The 20737-nt window shown below is 63.3% G+C and carries 17 protein-coding genes; 8 read left to right on the top strand and 9 right to left on the bottom strand.

Features of this window, described 5'->3' with window-relative positions:
* Positions 1–65: 65 nt before the first annotated feature.
* A complete protein-coding gene (locus tag H6955_13670) occupies positions 66–3608 on the top strand; it encodes a PAS domain S-box protein (protein MCP5314600.1) in 3543 nt (1180 codons plus the stop codon).
* Positions 3609–3617: 9 nt separating this feature from the next.
* Here H6955_13670 and H6955_13675 read toward each other — a convergent pair whose 3' ends face one another.
* Positions 3618–4049 (bottom strand): hypothetical protein, encoded by a 432-nt coding sequence (locus H6955_13675; protein ID MCP5314601.1) that lies wholly within the window; start codon positions 4047–4049, stop codon positions 3618–3620.
* A 45-nt stretch (positions 4050–4094) separates the two neighbouring features.
* Between H6955_13675 and H6955_13680 the strand changes: the two genes are divergently transcribed.
* The gene (locus H6955_13680) at positions 4095–5333 is read left to right on the top strand and encodes a TraB/GumN family protein (protein MCP5314602.1); all 1239 of its coding nucleotides are present in this window, start codon (positions 4095–4097) and stop codon (positions 5331–5333) included.
* A 383-nt stretch (positions 5334–5716) separates the two neighbouring features.
* On the opposite strand, the gene H6955_13685 is transcribed toward H6955_13680, so the two are convergent.
* Positions 5717–8950 carry an efflux RND transporter permease subunit gene (locus tag H6955_13685; GenBank protein ID MCP5314603.1) on the bottom strand — a complete coding sequence of 1078 codons (3234 nt, stop codon included), beginning with the start codon at positions 8948–8950 and terminating at the stop codon, positions 5717–5719.
* The gene (locus H6955_13690) at positions 8943–9995 is read right to left on the bottom strand and encodes an efflux RND transporter periplasmic adaptor subunit (GenBank protein ID MCP5314604.1); all 1053 of its coding nucleotides are present in this window, start codon (positions 9993–9995) and stop codon (positions 8943–8945) included. Before H6955_13690 ends, H6955_13685 begins: the two co-directional genes overlap by 8 nt.
* Before the next feature lie 497 nt (positions 9996–10492).
* Between H6955_13690 and H6955_13695 the strand changes: the two genes are divergently transcribed.
* Positions 10493–10828 (top strand): DUF3302 domain-containing protein, encoded by a 336-nt coding sequence (locus tag H6955_13695; protein ID MCP5314605.1) that lies wholly within the window; start codon positions 10493–10495, stop codon positions 10826–10828.
* A gap of 11 nt (positions 10829–10839) precedes the next feature.
* Positions 10840–11793, top strand: a complete 954-nt coding sequence (locus H6955_13700) for an HlyD family secretion protein (GenBank protein ID MCP5314606.1) — start codon at positions 10840–10842, stop codon at positions 11791–11793.
* A 55-nt stretch (positions 11794–11848) separates the two neighbouring features.
* Here the strand turns inward: H6955_13700 and H6955_13705 are convergent, their stop codons facing one another.
* Genes H6955_13705 through H6955_13725 form a run of 5 tightly spaced genes read right to left on the bottom strand, consistent with a single transcriptional unit; the run spans position 11849 to position 16907 of the window.
* Positions 11849–12184 carry a DUF2782 domain-containing protein gene (locus H6955_13705; protein MCP5314607.1) on the bottom strand — a complete coding sequence of 112 codons (336 nt, stop codon included), beginning with the start codon at positions 12182–12184 and terminating at the stop codon, positions 11849–11851.
* A 55-nt stretch (positions 12185–12239) separates the two neighbouring features.
* Positions 12240–13316 carry a cell division protein ZapE gene (locus H6955_13710; protein MCP5314608.1) on the bottom strand — a complete coding sequence of 359 codons (1077 nt, stop codon included), beginning with the start codon at positions 13314–13316 and terminating at the stop codon, positions 12240–12242.
* Between the two features lie 57 nt (positions 13317–13373).
* Positions 13374–13712, bottom strand: coding sequence for a helix-turn-helix transcriptional regulator (locus H6955_13715; protein ID MCP5314609.1), 339 nt, complete (start codon positions 13710–13712; stop codon positions 13374–13376).
* Positions 13713–13729: 17 nt separating this feature from the next.
* Positions 13730–14596 carry a response regulator gene (locus H6955_13720; GenBank protein MCP5314610.1) on the bottom strand — a complete coding sequence of 289 codons (867 nt, stop codon included), beginning with the start codon at positions 14594–14596 and terminating at the stop codon, positions 13730–13732.
* Positions 14597–14600: 4 nt separating this feature from the next.
* Positions 14601–16907, bottom strand: a complete 2307-nt coding sequence (locus H6955_13725) for a response regulator (protein ID MCP5314611.1) — start codon at positions 16905–16907, stop codon at positions 14601–14603.
* A 64-nt stretch (positions 16908–16971) separates the two neighbouring features.
* Between H6955_13725 and H6955_13730 the strand changes: the two genes are divergently transcribed.
* The 4 genes from H6955_13730 to H6955_13745 all read left to right on the top strand — a co-directional run bounded on the left by H6955_13730 (position 16972) and on the right by H6955_13745 (position 20214).
* Positions 16972–17679 carry a pseudouridylate synthase gene (locus H6955_13730; GenBank protein ID MCP5314612.1) on the top strand — a complete coding sequence of 236 codons (708 nt, stop codon included), beginning with the start codon at positions 16972–16974 and terminating at the stop codon, positions 17677–17679.
* A 167-nt stretch (positions 17680–17846) separates the two neighbouring features.
* Positions 17847–19454: a DUF1538 domain-containing protein gene (locus H6955_13735; GenBank protein MCP5314613.1), complete on the top strand. Its 1608-nt coding sequence runs from the start codon at positions 17847–17849 to the stop codon at positions 19452–19454.
* Positions 19455–19456: 2 nt separating this feature from the next.
* The gene (locus H6955_13740) at positions 19457–19807 is read left to right on the top strand and encodes a P-II family nitrogen regulator (GenBank protein MCP5314614.1); all 351 of its coding nucleotides are present in this window, start codon (positions 19457–19459) and stop codon (positions 19805–19807) included.
* A complete protein-coding gene (locus H6955_13745) occupies positions 19804–20214 on the top strand; it encodes a CBS domain-containing protein (GenBank protein MCP5314615.1) in 411 nt (136 codons plus the stop codon). Before H6955_13740 ends, H6955_13745 begins: the two co-directional genes overlap by 4 nt.
* Positions 20215–20253: 39 nt before the next feature.
* Here the strand turns inward: H6955_13745 and H6955_13750 are convergent, their stop codons facing one another.
* Entirely contained in the window at positions 20254–20715 is a 462-nt protein-coding gene (locus H6955_13750) for a peroxiredoxin (protein ID MCP5314616.1), read from the bottom strand.
* Positions 20716–20737: the final 22 nt, after the last annotated feature.

Raw genomic sequence — 20737 nt, forward strand, 5'->3', positions numbered from 1 at the left:
GTGCAACCACACAGGACACGTCCCATGAGAGATCCGCGAGGCCTCAATTTCGCTGCCGAACCCGGGTGACCGACGCCGTGCCGGACACCACCGACCCGCCCATCGACGGCCGGCGCGACGCCATCCTGGCCGAGTCCCTGCAAGCGCTGGGCGTCGGCACCTGGAGATACGACCACGCCGCCGATCGGCTGCGTGCGACCGGCGTGCCCGCAGGGCTCCCCGGCGCTGCGCAGAAGGTGGCGGCGGGGATACGGCTGCGTACGCTGCTGTCCCGACTGCATCCCGAGGACATGCGCCGCGTGCAGGCCGGGATCGAGGCGTCCATCGCCGGCCGGAGACCACTGGACATCGCGTTCCGTGTCCGCGAAACGGACGGTTGGCGCTGGCTTCGTGCCGTCGGACGCACCGAGCTGTGGGATGCGCGCGGCAGGCCTTGGATCAGCACAGGCGTGTATTCGGACATCACCGTGCACGATGCTGCCCGGCAGGACGCCGAGGATGCAGCGGGCACGCGGGAGCGCAATTGGCGCAGCCTGTTCGACAGCGTCGATGAGACGATCTTCGTTCAAAGCCTGGACGGACAGGTGCTGGACGCCAATCGCGCGGCTTCGTCGATGTACGGAATGCCGCGCGAGCAACTGCTCGGGTGCTCACTGTCGGATCTCGCAGCGCCCGGGCGCAACAATCCTGCCGACTTGGGGCGCCGCTTCGCCGACGCGGCTCAGGGTACCGCGCAACGCTTTTTGATGTGGACCGCACGTGACGGCGAGGTCTTCCCGGTCGAGATGCACCTGACGCGCGGCAGCTACTCGGGCGACCCTGCTGTGATTGCCATGGCACATGACGTCAGTGCCCGGCTGGTGACCGAGCAGGCATTGCGCGCCATGGACGCGCGTCGCCAGCACCTGATGGAGGCATCGGTCGACGGCATTGCGATCATCGACGGGTCACATCGCGTGGTCGAGGCCAACCGACGTTTTGCCGAGATGCTCGGATACGCGCCCGACGAGGTGCTGCAGCTGCACACCTGGGACTGGGAAGCGACGTTCAGCCAGCAGGAGATACGCGAACAGTTTGCCGATCTTTCCCAGGTCAACACGCGGTTCGAAACCCGCCATCGGCGCAAAGACGGCACAGAGTTCGATGTCGAGGTTGGCGCCAGCGGGGTCATTGTCGATGGTCGCCCCGTGGTGTTCACGGTGTGCAGGGACATTACCGACCGCAAGCTTGCAGAAGCGGCTCTGCGCGACAGCGAATCGGGCTTTCACTCCCTGTTCAACAACATGACCGAGGGCGTCGCCCTGCACGAGATGGTGGCCGACGGGCACGGCGTCGCGACCGAATACCGTATCATCGACGTGAATCCACGCTTCGCGGAGATCCTTGGCGTCAGTCGGGAGCGCGTCGTGAACAAGCTCTCGTGCGAGGCTTACGGGGTCGTATCGCCACCTTACCTCGAGACATTCGCGCAGGTCGTATCGACCCAAAGACCGACGCTGTTCGAGACCTATTTCGCGCCGCTGGACATGCACTTTTCGATCTCCGTGGCACCCTGGCGCAACAACGGCTTTGCCACCATCTTCACCGACATCAGCGAGCGCTTCCGGTCTGAGCAGGTGATCAAGGAGAGTCGCGAACGACTCGATGCCCTGGTTCAGCAGGCCGCCGACGGGATCGTGCTGATCGACGTGAACACGCTGGACATCGTCGAGTTCAACAACGCCGCGTGCACGACCCTTGGCTACGAACGGGAGGAATTCGCCCAGCTGGAACTGTCGCAGATCAACCCGGCGTTCGATGCAACCACGATACGCAGGATGATGAGGCAGATCGCCGACGATGGTGTCGGCGACTTCGAGACCCTGCACCGGCACAAGAAAGGACATGACTTGCACATGCGGGTCACGAACCGTCCGGTGCGGGTGGGCGGACGTACCTACGTGGTCGCGATCTGGACCGACGTGACCCAGCAGAAGGTCGCCGAAGGTCGCTTGCGCGAGGCGGAGGCGCGCTGGAAGTTCGCGTTGGAAGGCAGCGGCCTCGGCGTATGGGACTGGGACGTGCAATCCAATCACGTGTACTTTTCACCGTTGTGGAAGATGCTGATCGGCTACGCCGACGAAGAGTTCCCGAACACCTACCAGGCCTGGGCGGACAATCTGCACCCCGACGACCGGCGCAACGTGATGAAGCTGGTACAGGAGCACATGCGCGGCGAACGCGATGAATTCGTTGTCGAATACCGCCTGCGTCACAAACTGGGATACTGGAAATGGATCCAGGCCCGCGGCCTGATCATCGAACGCGACCCGCAGGGCGAACCGCTACGCATGACCGGGGTGCACGTCGACATCGACAGGCAAAAACTCGCCGAGCAGGAATTGCAGGCACATCGGGAACTGCTCGAGCAGCAGGTGACTGCACGTACCGCCGAACTGGTGGCGGCACGCGATGCGGCGGAATCGGCAAACCGCACCAAGACGACCTTCCTGGCCAACATGAGCCACGAGATCCGTACCCCTTTGAACGCGATACTCGGCATGGCCAGTCTGATCAAGCGTTCGGGCGTGACCACCCAGCAGGCCAGCCAGCTACGCAAGCTGCAAGGTGCCGGGGAACATCTGCTGGAGGTCATCAATGCGATCCTGGACCTCTCCAAGATAGAGGCCGGCAGGTTCGAACTCGCACACATCGCGGTCGACGTGACCCGGGTCATTCACAATGTCGCGGCTTTGATCGAGGAGCGACGACAGGCCAAAGGGCTTGAGCTCGAGATCGATCAGCAGATTGCCGTGCAGCCACTGCTGGGTGATGCACCACGCGTGCAGCAGGCGTTGCTGAACTACGCGGCGAATGCCGTCAAGTTCACCGAGTCCGGCACGATCGTGCTGCGTGCTCTTCAGGAATCCGAAACAGACACGCAACTGTGCGTCCGTTTCGAGGTCAGCGACACCGGCATCGGCATTGAGGCCGACAAGCTGGCCAGGCTTTTCACCTCTTTTCAGCAGGCAGACAATACGGATACCCGTCAGTACGGCGGCACCGGTCTTGGACTCGCAATCACCCGGAAACTCGCTGGCCTGATGGGCGGAAAAGCCGGCGCGGAGAGTAGCCCGGGACGCGGCAGCACCTTTTGGTTCACCGTCATATTGGACAAGGGCAGCATGACCACTGTGGCACCAGAGCCCCTGCTCACAGCGAACGCCGAACAGGCCCTCACTCAACGGTACGCCGGGCGTCGCGTGCTGGTCGCCGAGGATGAGCCGGTCAACCAGGAGATCATCCGCATGCTGCTCGAAGACGTGGGCCTGCGGGTCGATGTCGCCGACGATGGGATTCAGGCGCAACGCCTCGCGCAGGGAAACGCCTACGGTGCGGTACTGATGGATATCCAGATGCCCAATGCCAACGGCCTCGAAGCCACGCGCGCAATCCGACGGTTCACTGGCCATGCGACGACGCCGATGATCGCGCTCACAGCGAACGCATTCGAAGAAGACCGCCAGCGCTGCCTCGCGGCCGGCATGAACGACTTCCTCACCAAGCCGGTCGACCCGGATGCGCTGTACGGGACCCTGTTGCGCTGGCTGGATCAGTCTGCTGGCTGATCGATCCGCTCAACGAAACTCGGGTACCGGGTTCTCGCGATACCACGACTTGCCCTCGTCATCGCTCACCCAGACCTGCTGGTCAACGACCTGTCGTACGACCTGGCGGTCGGTCAGCACGTAGTCGATCACCACGGTCTGTGCCCACCGGCCGGGCGATATCTCGGTCATCCGGCCGGCCTCTTCGTAACCGGTGACGCGCACGTTGTCGAGTCCCGGTGGAATCTGCACGGGTGGCGCTTCGGGATCGTACTTGAGAAACAGGTACATCTTCTCCAATGCACCCCAACGTACGACATCCTCGAATGTCCGGACCTTCGCATACAGCGGATCGGGCAGGTCGGTGACAGGGTTGCTTTTGCAGCCCAACAGCAACAGCAGAATCGACACAAGGGTGAGCAGGCGCATCGGCGGTACGGTATCGTGGATTCGTCGTCGCATGGTAAACAGTGGTACTGCGGCTGTCACCGTTCGCGGGCTGGTATCATGCGCGGCGTGGACCAGGAAACCGATATCACCTCAACCGATCACGATGCCGCCGGTAGCGCGAGCCTGCTGCGCGAGCTGAGGCTCGGCGACACCCGGGTCGCATTGCTCGGCACCGCGCACATCTCGCGCAGCAGCGCACAGCAGGTCGCGGAAGCGCTGGACAGCGGCGCCTATACCGCGGTCGCGATTGAACTCTGCCCCAGCCGTTTCGACGCGCTGAACAATCCCGACCGTCTCGCCGACCTGGACCTGATGCAGGTCTTTCGCGAAGGCAAGGCCACGATGGTCATGGCAAATCTGGCAATGGCCGCCTACCAGCAACGCCTCGGCGAACAACTCGGCATCGAGCCGGGCGCCGAGATGCGCATGGCGATAGACCTGGCCGAGCGGCATGGCCTGCCGGTGATCCTGATCGATCGCGAGATCGGCATCACGCTCAAACGCACCGCCCGCAGCCTCAGCTGGTGGCGTCGCGCGGTACTGTTCAGCGGCCTGGTGGCCAGTCTGGTATCGCGTGAGAATGTCAGCGAAGACGACATCGAACATCTCAAGGAAGGCGATGTGCTGGAGACGACCTTTGCCGAGTTTGCACACGACCGGAACGACCTGTACCAGCCGTTGATCGCCGAGCGCGACCGCTACATGGCGGCGAAATTGCGGCAGGCCGCTGCGCAGAACCCCGCCGGGGCGATTCTTGCGGTGGTCGGCGCCGGCCATTTGAAAGGCATCACGGCGCAACTGGACAGCCCATTGCCGCCGGAGACGGTGCTGGGTGAACTCGACACGGTACCGCCCAGCGCACGCTGGCCGCGCACGATCCCCTGGCTGATCGTCGCGCTCGTTGCGTTCGGCTTTTATCTCGGATTTACGCGCAACCCGGACCTCGGATGGCTGCTCGTGCGTGACTGGGTGCTGATCAACGGAGGTCTGTCGGCGCTCGGCGCGCTGATCGCGGCGGCCCATCCACTGACCGTGTTGACCGCGTTCGTCGCGGCGCCGATCACCTCGCTCAATCCGACGATCGGTGCCGGGATGGTCACCGCGGCGGCGGAACTGTGGCTGCGCAAGCCTCGGGTCGGTGATTTTGGCCGGCTGCGGCATGACACCGCACAGCTGCGCGGCTGGTGGCGAAACCGGGTATCCCGCACCCTGCTGGTATTCCTGCTCAGCACCCTGGGATCGGCCGTCGGCACCTATCTGGCGGGCTTCCTGATCTATGATCGACTTAACACTTGAAGGCACGCGAATACACCGGAATTTCCGCTGGAATGCCGTCGAATCAACGCCTTAGTTGCCCCCAGGGGGATCCCCTAGGGGAAACCCCAACTGTACAGCCGGGCCCTGGCGATTAGGCTTTAACTGTCGGGCTCGTCCCGACACCGTACGCCGACAGGGATCGGCGATGTCGCACCGCTTGGGGAACCAGCCCGACCGGTTTGCCGGGGCACAGCACCGGTTGAACAGCGCATTGTCTGCCACGGCAGAGAAGATCGGGATTGCGGACTCCCCAAGGGGCGACGGTACCAAGGGTTCGCCGAAGAGGTTTTCCTCGGAGGATAACTGTGCAGAACAAACCCCGCGCACCTGCGGGGTTTGTTCTGTGTGGTGCCCGCGAACCCTCAGTCGGCGTGGATCGCGGTCAGCCGCGTATGCATCACGCCATAGTAGACCACGGGGATCACGATCAACGTCAGGATCGTCGACACGAACAGACCGAAGATCAGCGACACCGCGAGCCCGGAAAAGATCGGGTCGTCCAGGATGAAGAACGCGCCCGCCATCGCGGCGAGACCGGTGAGCACGATCGGCTTGGCACGCACCGCCGCCGAACGCACCACGGCGCGGTCGAACGGCACTCCGGACCGCACCTCCTGGTTGATGAAATCGACCAACAGGATGGAGTTGCGCACGATGATCCCGGCGAGCGCGATCATGCCGATCATCGAGGTCGCGGTGAACTGCCCCCCGCCGGTCAACCACTGCATGATCGCGTGACCCGGCAGGATGCCGATCACCGTCAGCGGGATTGGCGCCATGATCACCAACGGGACCAGATAGGACCGGAACTGCGCGACGACCAGCAGGTAGATCAACAGCAACCCGACCGAGTAGGCGATGCCCATGTCGCGGAACGTCTCATAGGTGACCTGCCACTCGCCGTCCCATTTGATGCTGTAGTCATACGGATTGAGCGGCTGTGACAGCAACCACTGCTCTGGCCCGTTCTCGTCCTTCAGACGCGCGGAGATCTCGAACAGGCCGTACAAGGGGCTGTCGGTCTTGCCCGCCATGTCGCCGGTCACATACACCACCGGCAGCAGATCCTTGTGTTGGATACTGAACTCACGCACGGCGGGCACGACGGCGACCACCTCGGACAATGGCACCAGCTCGTCCGACTGGCTGCGCACCTTGAGCGCCAGCACCTGCGACAGGTCGGCCCGATCGGCCTCGCTGTAACGCACCCGGATCGGCAAGGCGTACTTCAGATGGGTCGCATGCAGGTAGCTCATGTCTTCGCCACCGAGCGCGATACCCAATGCGTCGACCACCGCACTCTGCGGCACGCCGAGGCGTGCGGCCTTGGCACGATCGACCAGTACGACGCCCTTCTCGGAGGGGTACTCGACCGAATCATCGACATCGACGATGTCGGGCGTGCTCTCGAAGGTGCTGCGCAGCGCCTTCGCGGCGGCGATCTGGCCCTCGTAGTCGAGGCCATAGACCTCGGCCACCAGCGGCGACATCACCGGCGGACCCGGTGGCACCTCGACGATCTTGGCATTGCCGCCGTGCCGCCTGGCGATCGCCTGCACCGGTTCACGGACCGCCAGCGCGATCTGGTGGCTCTTGCGATCGCGGTGCTTCGCATCGACCAGGTTGACCTGAACGTCGCCCAGGTTGGCGCCCTCGCGCAGATAGTACTGGCGCACCAGACCGTTGAAGCTGATCGGTGCGGCGGTCCCGGAATACACCTGGTAATCGGTCACCTCCGGCACGGTCGCTAGATAAGCGCCGATCTCGTTCAGGACCTGCGAGGTCCGCTCCAGGCTCACGCCCTCGGGCATATCGAGGACTACCTGGAACTCCGACTTGTTGTCGAATGGCAGCATCTTGAGGATCACCGCCTTGTTCACCACCAGCAACAGCGAGGCGGCGATCAGCACCAGGATGCCGATCAGCAGCTTCCAGCGATTGCGGTGACCCTTGATTCCGAGCAGAAACGGCGACATGACGCGGTCGAAAAACCGGTCCAGACCAGGACTCTCGTCGTGTCCATGGCCGCCGGCCGCGAGACCGTCGGCAACCTTGGACAGCATGCGATTGCTCATCCACGGCGTGAACACGAATGCCACGACCAGCGAGATCATCATGCCGAGCGAGGCGTTGATCGGGATCGGGCTCATGTACGGGCCCATCAGGCCGGTCACGAAGGCCATCGGTAGCAGCGCCGCGATCACCGTGAAGGTCGCGAGAATGGTCGGTCCACCGACCTCGTCGACCGCGACCGGAATCGCCTCGCGCAACCTATGCACGCCGAGCGTCAGATGGCGGTGGATGTTCTCGACCACGACGATCGCATCGTCCACGAGGATCCCGATCGAGAATATCAACGCGAACAACGATACCCGGTTCAGGGTGAATCCCCAGGCCCAGGATGCGAACAGCGTCATCGCCAGGGTCACGACCACCGCCGCACCGACGATGATTGCCTCGCGCCAGCCAAGTGCAAACAACACCAGCAGGACCACCGATGCAGTCGCGAACACCAGTTTGCTGATCAGCTTCTTGGCCTTGACGTCGGCCGTCTCACCATAGTCGCGGGTCACCTGCACACCGATCCCGTCGGGGATGTAGATACCCTGCAGCTGGTTGAAACGCTCGATCACCCGCTGCGCGATCTCCACCGCGTTGGTGCCGGGCTTTTTGGCGATGGCGAGTGTCACGGCGGGCGCTTCGACTGCCTCGCCCAACTGCGCGTCGGTCGAGGCCGGACCGGCCCCGATCCAGACATAGCTACGCGGATCCTCGGGTCCACGCCGTACGCTGGCGACGTCCCGCAGGAACACCGGCTTGCCATCATGAACACCGACCACCAGTTCGCCGATCTCGTCGGCATGGCTGAGGAACACCCCGGCCTGGACCAGCAGCTCGTTGTCGTTCGCCAGCACACGGATGTTGTCGCGGGTCGTGTTGGCCGCCTGCAGCGCGATCCGCAGGTCGCGCGGATCGAGCCCGCGGGCCGCCAGTGCCTGAGGATCGAGTTCGACGGCGACCACGTGGTCCGGGCTTCCGATCGTGTAGATGTCACGCGTACCCGGGACGCGTTTGAGTTCGGACTCGATCGCGTGTGCCACCTGGCCGAGTTCGAATGCACCGGTCTGCGCGTCCCTGGCCCACAGCGTCACCGTGACGATCGGCACATCGTCGATCCCTTTCGGTTTCACGATCGGCGATCCAACGCCTGTACCCTGCGGCAGCCAGTCCTGGTTCGACATGATCTTGCTGAACAGGCGGACGATCGCGTCGGTACGATCCTCGCCGACCTCGTACTGCACCGTCAGGACCGCCATGCCGGGCATCGACGACGAATAGACGTGCTTGATGCCGTCGATCTCGTCGAGCACCTGCTCGGCCGGCGACGCGACCAGGCTCTCGACCTCGCGCGCCGAGGCACCGGGAAAGGGGATGAAGACGTTGGCGAAGGTGACGTTGATCTGCGGTTCTTCCTCGCGGGGTGTCACGAGCACCGCAAAGACCCCGAGCAGCAGGCCGACCACCGCCAACAGCGGCGTGATCTGGGTGGCCTGAAACCGCCGGGCGACCCCGCCCGAGAGGCCGAGCTTATTCATTGTCCACCCGCGCCGCGCGCTGCGATTTCAGCTGGATCACGGCGGCCACCGGGTCGGTTGCAACCAATTCCCCTTCGCTCAGGCCCGACAGCACGCTGACATGCTCGGCACCGGCCGAGCTGCCGAGCCGGATATGCCGCAGGTGGATCTTGCCGTCGCCGTTGACGACGTAGACGCCGATCATCTCCGAGCGAAATACCACCGCCGACAGCGGGATCACCAGGCTCGGTTCGGCGCCGGCCACGAAGCCGACCTTCACGTACATGCCGGGGAATATGCCCTCGGTGCCCGCGGGCAGCTGCAAGCGGACCTCGAAGGTGTCCGAACGCGGGTCGGCGACCGGGAACACGGTGATGTCCTCGGCACTGATCCACTGGTCATTGATCTGCGCCTGTGCCTTGCGCTCCTTGCGGATCGATTCGATCAGGTTCTGCGGTACGTCGACGCTGATCCGCATGCTGTCCAACGACAGCCCCGTCATCAGCGGCTTGCCCGGCTGCACGGTCTCGCCGACCTCGACCAGGCGTTCGGTGACGATACCGTTGTACGGGGCCGTCACGTGTGTATAGGCGAGCTCCTGACGGGCCTGTTGCAGTGAGGCCTCGGCTGCCTGTTCGTTGGCACGCGCCTGTTGAAGGGCGGCGGTCGCCCTGTCCATGTCCGCCTTGGGGAGGGCGTCCTTGGCAAATGCGCCGCGCACGCGTTCATGTTCCTGGGCCGCATCCTGGCGCTTGACGGCCGCAGCACGCAGATTCGCCTCCGCCTGGCGTACCGACGCCTGCTGTTGGCTGTCATCGATCTGCACGATCACGTCGCCCTGCCGAACGAAATCGTCGACGTCGAACGCCACTGCGAGCACGCGCCCCGCGGTCTGCGCCGATACGGTACTCCGCTGGGTCGCCTCGGCGACCCCGTCGAGGCGGTACACGCGTGGCAGATCCGCCCGTGCAACCGGCACCGTTGCCAACTCGGCGGCCTGCGCCGATCCGGCCAGCAGGCCCAGCACGGCAGCCACCCAACCCATCCAACGAGGTGTTCCCATCATCGCGACAAATCCGGTATTTTAATAGTTGCTAATATAAAATATTTTTATCTTTCGATCAAGAGACAACCGAGCCGGACGCTCCCGCTGCGGCTTGGGTGAGTGTAGACAATACCGCCGGTCGGGAATCTAAGCCGCTGAACGAAATCGAAATGACGCCTTGAGCGATGCCTACCCGCCGGCGCTGCACCGGCGCCGGCGGGCGATCTCCAGTCCCCGGGATCGGCGACCCAGAGGCCGGCGTATCGCGCCGCGACCAAGTCGGCCCGCGTACTCCGCCGGCCGCCCTATTCATGCGACAGCCGGATCGGGCATCTCGGTGGTATGCCTGCGGCTGGTCGCGGGCCGCGTTAGCCGCTAGGATCCGGTGTGCGTCCCGATCCCTGCCCATCGGCGGACCCGGCGATCCGCTGAAGATCGCGACGACCCGGATGCCCCGAACCGTCGCGACGGCCCGACCGGCACCGGCATACCGACGCGACTTCCCAGGAGTGTGTTTGGTGTTTCTCGATTACTTCGCCCTTTTCATGCTCGTGTTCGTGGTCGTGGTGTTGTTCTACGGGATCATCGCGATCCACGACATCCCCTACGAGATTGCCAAACACCGTAACCACCCACACCAGGATGCGTTGCACGTCGCCGGCTGGATCAGTCTGTTCACGCTGCACGCGATCTGGCCTTTCCTGTGGATCTGGGCGACCCTCTATCGCCCGGACCGTGGCTGGGGATTCCAGACACAGCCATCGGGTTCCGACGCACAGCTCTCGGAGATGCAGGCCGAATTGCTTGCGATCCGGCAACGCCTCGTGGCACTCGAACAACCCACAGACCAGTGATCTGACCCGCCATGGATTTGTTGCTGATCCTCACGTACGCCGCCTTCTGCGTCGTCGTCTTCAAAGTCTTCAAGGTCCCGCTGAACAAGTGGACCGTACCCACCGCGGTGCTCGGTGGCATCGTGCTGATCGGCACGCTGTTGCTGCTGATGAACTACAACCATCCCTATTCCGAGACGGTTCGTCAGTACTACGTCACGACGCCGATCATCTCCGAGGTGCGCGGACGCGTGGTCGAGGTGCCGATCCGCCCGAACACACCCGTCAAGAAGGGCGATATCCTGTTCCAGATCGACCCCGAGCCGTTTCAAGAGGCCGTCAACGGCCTGGATGCCGAGCTGCTCGCGGCACGCAAGGACCTCGACCGTGCCGAGGAACTGTTCCGCAAGAAGGTCGGCAGCGAGCGCGCGGCCGACGAGGCGCGGGCGCGTGTCGACGAACTGCAGGCCAAGCTCGCGGATGCGCGCTTCGATCTGCAACAGACGATCGTCACAGCGCCCAGCGACGGCGTGGTCACTCAGCTGGCGTTGCGTCCGGGCATGATGGCCACCCCGCTGGCGATCAGCCCGGTGATGTACTTCCTGCATCAGGAAGAGCGGATCTACTTCGGATGGTTTCGCCAGAACAGTCTGCTGCGACTGATCCAGGGCAGCGAGGCCGAGTTGGCACTGGACGCGGTTCCCGGGGTGATCTTCAAGGGCAGGGTCCGCGAGGTATTGCCCGCGATCGCCGAGGGTCAGGTCCGACCGGATGCCAACTTCATCCGCTTCGACCAGGAACGCAGCGCCGGACGCGTACCGGTGGCGATCGAGATCACGGACCCCGCGTTTCACGAATACACGCTACCGAGCGGCACCTTTGGACAGGCCGCGATCTACACGGACCACTTTCACCACGTGGGAATCATGCGCAAGGTTCTGCTGCGCATGGCCGCGTGGTTGAACTACGTATTCCCGATGCATTGATACGCGCCGCCGGCAGCCGGGACGCGCGGTCCCGGGCAGACGGGCAACGCCGACATCACCACTGCAGCAATTTCCACATGCTGGGCTTGTTGTCGATGTCGGGGCCCGCACGCCGCATCTCGTAGGCGCCGTCCGCATCGGGATCGACCAGGTAGTAGGGCGAACCATGCTTCGGTGTGACCTTGATCGCCGCCTTGCGCTTGTTCAGCCAATAGGCCTCCTCGCTGCGGTTGGCGAATTCCTCGATCGTGACGCTCGGCTCGAGGACGTCGGCCGGCAGTTCCGCCGTTGCGGCGGCGGCCAGCAGCATCGCAACGCCCCCGCCCAGTATCGCCTGCGCGCATGCACCCGCCGACCGCTTGAACCCGCCCGAACCGATGCGCGTTTCCACCTTTGATCCCCCCCTGTTCATTGTTTGAATGCGGCCGGCGCCGCAAATGCTGCCGTCAACCGAGATGCGCGCGGCCGAGATAGGCGGCGGTCTGCATCTCGGTCAGGCGGCTCACGGTACGTTGAAACTCGAACGCCAGGCGCTCTCCGATATACAGTCTCGCCGCCGGCGCCTCCGCACTCAGTATCAGCTTCACACGACGATCGTAGAATTCGTCGATCAGGAAGATGAAGCGTCGCGTCCGATCATCCCGGGAACCGCCCATGACCGGGATGTCCGACATGAACACGGTCTGGTGACAACGCGCCAGTTCGATGTAGTCGTTCTGGCTGCGCGGCGGTCCGCACAATGCTTCGAAATCGAACCAGACGATATCCTCGGCTCGCCTGCGGTAAGGCATCGTGCGGCCATTGACGACAAGGTCACCCGGGCCTTCGGAATCGGTGTTCGCGAGTCTGTCGAATTCCGCACCCAGGGCGGCGTCGGTCTCCGCGCCGAGCGGCCAATGGTAGACACGCTCCTGTTCCAGGATCATCTTCCGGAAATCGCGCTCCCCGGCCAACTCGACGACCTCGGTGTGCCGGCTCAACAGATCGATCGCCGGCAGAAAACTGGCGCGCTGGATGCCGTCGCGATACAGATGCTCGGGCGCGACGTTGGACGTCGTCACCAGCGCCACGCCCTGCTCGAACAGGCTGCGCAACAAACCGGCCAGGATCACGGCATCGCCGATATCGACCACGTTGAACTCGTCGAGACACAACAAGCGCCATTCGCGACGCATCTGCGCGGCGACGATCTGCAGGGGATTCGGCTTGCCCTTGATCGCCGCCATTTCGGCGTGCACCAACTGCATGAAACGATGGAAGTGCAAGCGGGTCTTGGCAACGCCGTCGAGGTTGTCATGGAACAGATCCATCAGCCACGTCTTGCCGCGCCCTACCCCGCCCCAGAGGTAGACGCCCCTGACCGGCGGCTCGGCCGGCCGCAACCAGCGCTTCCAGCCGCCGACTGCAGGCCGATCCAGGTCGGTTATGAGACGATCGAATGCCGCCACCGCCTGGCGCTGGTGGGCGTCCGCGATCAGGCCGTCAGCGGCCAGGCGTCGTTCGTAGAATGCAGTCAATGACATACCGGGCTGCAAGACGCGATGCGTTGCCGCATGGTGGAGGGGGACCCGGCAGGCAGCTCAACTACCGGGGTAGCGATCGTCCAGGTAGGTCGGGCACAACACGGTGCGCATCGTACCGATCAACTCCAGCAGTTTGCCATTGCGAATGCGGTAGTAGATCCGATTCGCTTCTTTGCGCGAAGTGACGATGTTCTTGTTGCGTAGCTGTTCGAGGTGTTGCGAGATATTGCTCTGCGAGGTACCGGTCTGCTCGACGATCTCGCCGACCGAGAGTTCCCGGTCACCGAGGGTACAGAGGATCTTCCAGCGTAAGGGATGTGCCATCGCCTTGAGCGCATTCGCGGTCATGGTCGGATCTTCGTCTTCGGGCACTTGCGGGTCTCTGGGCTCTGTCATTGCTTGCTCCTACAGATTCAGCCAGCCGCAGTCGAGGCATCCGCCTGCCCGGCCACCTTGCGATAACCCCGCATGTTCTTGGCGATGCAGATGATATCGCCGATCCCACCATCGGCATTCATCACCGCGGTGCGGGAAAACAGTATCGGGATGCGCTCACCACTCTTCGCGATGAACGCGGCATCGATGTCACGCAGGGCACCGGTACGGATCAGTGCCTCCAGCCAGGTGCCCATGAAGGCGCCCGCCTGATCCTCGCCTTCCTCTTCGAACACATCCCCGATCGACATGCCGATGAGTTCGTCACGCGGGTATCCGAGCATGTCGCACGCCGCCGGGTTGACCTCGCGGATCACCCCGTCGGGCGACAGCACCAGCAGTGCCTCGCCCATGTACTTGAGAATGTTCTCGAGGTACTGCTTGGCCTGGTCGAGCTCGGCGGTGCGTTGGGCGACCTTCTCCTCGAGTACCCGATTGAGTTCCCGTTCCTTCTCGATCAGCCTGAAATAGGTACTGATCTTGTTAAGGAACTGGTTGTCATCGATCGGCTTCAGGAGATAGTCGACGGCACCGACATCGTAGCCCTTGCGCTGGAATTCCTCGGTCTTGAACGCGGCTGTCAGAAAGATGATCGGGATGTCGCGGGTCTTCTTGCGCAGTTTGAGCATCTGCGCGGTCTCGAAGCCATCGACCTCGGGCATCTGTACATCGAGGATGATCAAATCGATATCCGGATGTGCCTGGGCGATCTCGAGCGCCTCGGCACCGCCGCGCGCCTCGAGGATCTCGACGTCCATATGCTGCTGCACCAGCGCACGCAACGTGAACAGGTTGTGCTCGTTGTCGTCGACGGCCAGCAGTTTGAATCCGGAGTAACGCTTCATCCGATCATTGTTCGGCATGCTTCCGCAGATGGCGCATCAACACCTCTGCCAGGTCATTGGCATCGCAGGGCATCGTTATGAAATCGTCCGCCCCCTGCCGCAAACAGGTCTCGCGCGCGTCCTCGCGGCTCGCCGGCATCAGGCCGATCACGACACAGCCGCTGCCCAGGTTTTCGCGCATTTTCTGGATCGTAACACAGGCACTATCGTCGGGCATGAGGGCATCTATCAGTAGGAAATCGACCCGCTGAAGCTCATCGAGGGTCTCATTGGCCTCTTCGAGATCGTCTGCGAGGTGCAGCTGCATCCCCCAACTGTGCAATATGCCGCTCAGTCGCAGCTGACTGCGGACATCGGGCTCCATCAGCAGCACGTGCAGGCCACGCAGGTCGCTGGGCACCGGCGGTGCCTCGACTTCCGGCGCGGGCAGCACTGCGCGGCCCGCGGTCGGAGGCTGCTGGTCGGTGCCACCGCAGACCGCCGGCAGCAGCAAGGTGAATTCGGCGCCGCGGCCGAGTTCGCTGACCAACCGGATCTCGCCACCCAGCAGGTCGGCCAGCTGCCGGCTGATCGTCAGGCCCAGGCCGGTGCCCCCGTATCGCCGGCTGGTCGAACCATCGGCCTGCTGGAACGCCTCGAAGATCGCCTCCTGTTTCCCGGGCGCGATGCCGATTCCGGTGTCGCGCACCGACAGTGCAACCCGGTAGGGCGCCTGCGCCGGGGAGGCGCGCAAGGTGACCTTGCCGTGCTCGGTGAACTTGACCGCGTTCGCGAGAAAATTCTTCAGCACCTGGCGGACCTTTTCGACGTCGGTCTCGATCCGCACGGCGGTACCGGGGTCGATGTGCAGCTCCAGGTGCAGCCCCTTGGCCTCGAACTGAGGATCCAACAGCAGCCGCAGGTCCTCGAGCAGTTCGCTCAAAACGACCTTCTCGAGGTGCAGATCCAACCGGCCGGCCTCGATGCGCGACAGATCGAGTATGTTGTCGATCAGCGCCTTGAGGTCGCACGCCGCCTTGTGGATCACATCGGCCTGCTGGCGGGACTCCTCGCCCAATTCCTCGTGCTTGCCTGCCAGCAGCTTGGACAGCAACAGGATGGAGTTCAGTGGGGTGCGCAGTTCATGGCTGACATTCGCCAGGAACTGCGATTTGTAACGGTTGGTCGCTTCGAGCTCACGGGCATGCTCACGCAGGTTGCGAGTCTGGCTGGCGTGGGTACGCGACAACCGGGTCAGGTCAGCGGCGAGCTGGCGCAACTCGGGCGAACCGGACCAGTCGAACACCACCGGCTGGTCCGACTCCAGGGTCCGCTGGACACCCTCGGTGAGGTCGCGCCCGATCCGCTCGGCACGCCGTGTGATCCAACGCGCGACCACGAACTGCATCACCACCAGGCCGAGCACGATCAACAGGACACGCAGCACGATCTCGGTGCGGAACACCTGCAGAGGTTCGTCGTCCACCGGTCGCCCGACCCACAGCGTGCGACCATCGACGGTGCGAAACATCGGTACCCAGATCGCGCGCCGGTCGCCTTTCTCCCACAACACGACCCGGTTTGCCTTGAAATCCTCCGCGAGCCCAGGGTAGTCGTCGAACGCATTGCCGTCGTGCGAAGGCACGTCGGGCAGGTGCAGGTAGTTTCCGTCGTCGTGCACCCACAGGGTCTTCTGGTCGCGCCTCACCAGGCCGGCGATGTCGAGCGTGATCGCGACCAGGCCGATCGGCGGTTCTCCCGGTGTGGCCGCGGCGATGGGACTCAACAGCTGCAGCGTGAACACGCGTGCCGGGTCATCCGCGTCGAGATCGATACGCAACGGGCTCAGCACCACGTTGGTCATGCGCCCGGACAACAGCAGCGCAACCTGGTCGGGCGGAACACCGCGCAGGCGACGACTGGTCGGCACCCATTTCCCGGTACCCGTCTCGCGCTCCAGCCAGAAACGCTGAATGCCGTCCTCATCGAGAAACAGGATCTCGGTGATGTCGCGCTCCTCACCGAGGATCCGGTTGATCCACTGCGTGTAACGCGCGCGCGCCAGGTCTATCTCGGCATCGTTCAGATCCGCGTCGCTGCCTACCAGCGCCCCGGGCTCGGGCAGCTTCGCCAGCAGGCGCACGCTCGCATCGCGGCTGGCGAGATGCTGATCGAGATCGCTGAAGTCGGCGCGCAGGTTCTGCAGGAAGGCATGGCGGTAGAACAGGTCCACGCGCTCCAGGACCAACGGCAGGTTGATGACCACCGCGAGGATCAGCGGCAGCAGGCCGAACAAAAACAGGAACAACAGGATACGCATGCGCAACGACATGCGCGCACATTAGCGCCTGGCGACTTGGATTAGAATCCCCGCAGGCCCACGGCGCAGCTTACCCATGCCGCTGAACATCCTATTTAGCGATCCGTTCTACGTTGCGATCGACAAGCCGTCGGGTCTGCTCGTACACCGCACCGCGATCGCACGCGATCGGGTGTTCGCCTTGCAGCAGCTGCGTGACCAGCTACGGCAACGGGTGTTTCCCGTACACCGGATCGACCGCGCAACCTCCGGCGTGCTGGTGTTCGGCCGCAGTGCCGATGCCGCACGGCGGCTCGCCACCGCCTTCGAGCAACGCCGCGTCGACAAACGCTACCTCGCGGTGGTCCGCGGTTGGACCGAGCCCTATGGCCTGATCGACCACCCGGTGGCCGACGACGATGGCAACCGTGTCGCCCAGGCCGCAACGACCCTCTATCGCAAGCTCGCGACACTGGAGTTGCCGATCGCCGTGCCTCCCTATCGCTCGGCGCGCTATTCGCTGATCAGCGTCAAGCCGCTGACCGGGCGCCGGCAGCAGATCCGCCGGCACCTGAAGCACATATCGCATCATCTGATTGGTGATACCACGCATGGCAACGGACCGCACAACCGCCTGTTCCGCGAACACCTCGGTCTGCAACGTATGCTGCTTCAGGCACAGCGACTGGCGTTCGTGCATCCGTTTCACGGGACACCGATCGCGATCAGCGCGCCGCCCGACGCCGACTGGTTGCGCGTGGCCGCGCTGTTCGAGGTCACACCAAGCACATTGCTTCGAGACTGACCGGTAGCGCCCTCTCGGCCCGATTTGGCTTTTGTTAACCGGGATCAAGTTCGGCCGGCGGCAGGCGCTGGCGGCAGGCCGGCGGATTTGGCAACCTGACGCGAGTGAATAGACTCAGACAGCTCATCAATCCGTTGCTCGGTAGTACGCGCGACCTCCTGCCTATCATGGTGGTGATCGGATTTTTCCAGCTGTTGGTGCTGCGTCAGCCGATTCCCAACCTGTACGACATCCTCCTGGGTACGCTGTTTGTGATCGTCGGTCTGGCACTGTTCGTGCGCGGCCTGGAGAGTGGCCTGTTCCCGATCGGCGAGAGCATGGCCTATGCCTTTGCCCGCAAGGGCTCGCTGAGCTGGTTGCTGATGTTCGCCTTCGCGTTGGGTTTCGGCACCACGGTCGCCGAACCGGCCTTGATAGCAGTGGCCGAAGAGGCCGCCGAGGTGGCGGCGGCCGGTCGGGTGATCGCCGACACGGAGATTGCGAAAGCCGACTACGCAGACGGTCTGCGATTGACCGTCGCGCTATCGGTGGGATTTGCGATCCTGATCGGGGTCCTCAGGATCATCCGTGGATGGCCCATCCACTACCTGATCATCACCGGCTACGTCGGCGTCATCATCATGACGGCGTTCGCCCCCCCTGAGATCATCGGTATCGCCTACGATTCCGGCGGCGTCACCACCTCGACCATCACGGTGCCGCTGGTCACCGCGCTGGGCGTCGGGCTCGCGTCGTCGATCAAGGGGCGTAACCCGATGGTCGATGGTTTCGGGCTTATCGCGTTCGCATCGCTGACGCCGATGATCTTCGTAATGGGCTACGGCACGTTCGGATTCGGCGACAATGCGCAGCAACTCGATGGACCTTTCGGCGTGGCGTTCCGCGCCGCCGCCGCCCAGGTGGAGGCCTTGGTCGGTATCGTGATCGACCCGATCGCTAACGCCGGGCATTGGCTGTTTGGTTCAATGCTCGACTGGCTGCAGAGCCTGCCCGGCGCCCTCGGCGGACTGTTCACGACGCTCAACGGAACGATCAGCGACGTCGTGCCCATCGTGGTGATCATCTTCGGTTTCCAGATCTTCGTTCTGCGCCGACCGATCCCACACCTGGGCAGAGTGTTGATTGGATTCATTTATGTGTTGTTCGGTCTGGCATTCTTTCTCGACGGCCTGGAGTTGGCCTTGTTTCCACTCGGCAAGCTGATGGCCGCACAACTCACGGACCCGGTGTTCATCGCCGATGTCACGCATCACGCCTACGCGTTCGGCTGGTGGGACTACCGATGGGTTTACCTGTTCGCGTTCGCGATCGGGTTCTCAACCACGATCGCCGAACCGTCGCTGCTCGCCGTGGCCATCAAGGCCCACCAGGTTTCGGCCGGCAGTATCGGCGTGCTGGGACTACGTGTCGCCGTGGCGCTCGGCGTCGCGGTCGGCATCGCGCTGGGCACCTACCGCATCGTATCCGGCACACCGCTGCACTGGTTCATCATCGCGGGATATGTGGTGGTCGTCATCCAGACCTTTTTCGCACCACGACTGATCATTGCGCTCGCATACGACTCGGGAGGTGTCACGACCTCGACCGTCACGGTACCCTTGGTTGCGGCCCTGGGCCTGGGGCTCGCCAGTACGGTGCCGGGTCGCAGCCCGTTGCTGGACGGTTTCGGCCTGATTGCCTTCGCCAGCCTGTTTCCGATGATGACCGTAATGGCCTATGCGCAACTCTCCGAGTGGCGTGCGAAACGCACGAACGGATCCAACCGAGGAACCTGACCATGCATTTCAAACTGCTGATCGCTTTCGTCAACGACGACAAGACCGATGCCGTGCTCAAGGCGGCCCGCAACGCCGGTGCCACCGGCGCGACCGTGATCAACAACGCTCGCGGCGAGGGCCTGGTCGAGGCGAAGACCTTTTTCGGCTTGTCTCTGGACACCCAGCGCGACATGCTGATGTTCCTGGTCGAGGAACACCTCGCGCGCCACATCCTGGAAGGCATTGCCGACGCGGGCGAATTCGACTCCAAACCCGGTTCGGGCATCGCCATTCAGATCGACGTCGAAGACGCCGTTGGGGTGACCGCGCAGGTTGCCAAACTCCATGAAATTGTTGAGGAAGAACTATGACCGGCCCCGAAGTGGTGCGCGTGCGCGACGTGATGAAGACCCAATTCGACACGGTCGACGGCCTCGCGACCGTCGCGGATGCGTTGAGCAGTATGAAACACATCGACACCAAGGCGCTGATCGTACGCAAGCGCAACGACGACGATGAATTTGGCATCGTCGAACTGGAGGACATCGCGACCGACGTGCTGGCCCGCAATCGTGCCCCCGACCGGGTCAACATCTACGAGATCATGCACAAGCCGCTGATAGGTGTGGATCCGGCGATGGACATTCGCTATTGCGCCAGGCTGTTCGAACGCTATCACCTGAACCGCGCAGCCGTGGTCGAAAATCGCCAGGTGATCGGTATCGTGAGTTACGCCGATATCGTCATCAAGGGAATGAAATCGCTGGTAAGCGAATAGGCGCGACCGCAAAAGCGGTCGACCACACGGTGCATCTGTTTACAGCGAGCGCACGATCTCGAGCACGTGTTCTGCGTGGCCCTTGGGTTTCACGTCGTACATGGCCTCGCGGATGCGCCCTTGCGCATCGACCACGAAGGTCGAGCGGACTATGCCCATCTTTTTCTCACCGTTCTTTTCCTTTTCCTGCCACACACCGTAGGCGTCGCACAGTTGACCATCGACGTCTGCGAGCAGGCGGATATTGATGCCGTACTTGTCGCGAAAGGCGCCATGGCTCGCGCAGTTGTCTTTGCTCACCCCGATCACCGACACACCGCGTTGTTCAAACTCATCCATCAGTTCGGTGAACTCCAGGGCCTCCATGGTGCAGCCAGGCGTATCGTCCTTCGGGTAGAAATAGATCACGTAGGGTTTCCCGACGAGGCTCGCGGAATCCGCTATCGCCATATCGGCATCCGGCAGCTCAAATTCCGGCGCGGTATCGCCTGTCTTCAACATAGCCCCCCCTCTCTCTAATTGT

The sequence above is a fragment of the Chromatiaceae bacterium genome (assembly GCA_024235395.1).
Classification (GTDB): Bacteria; Pseudomonadota; Gammaproteobacteria; order Chromatiales; family Chromatiaceae; genus Thiosocius.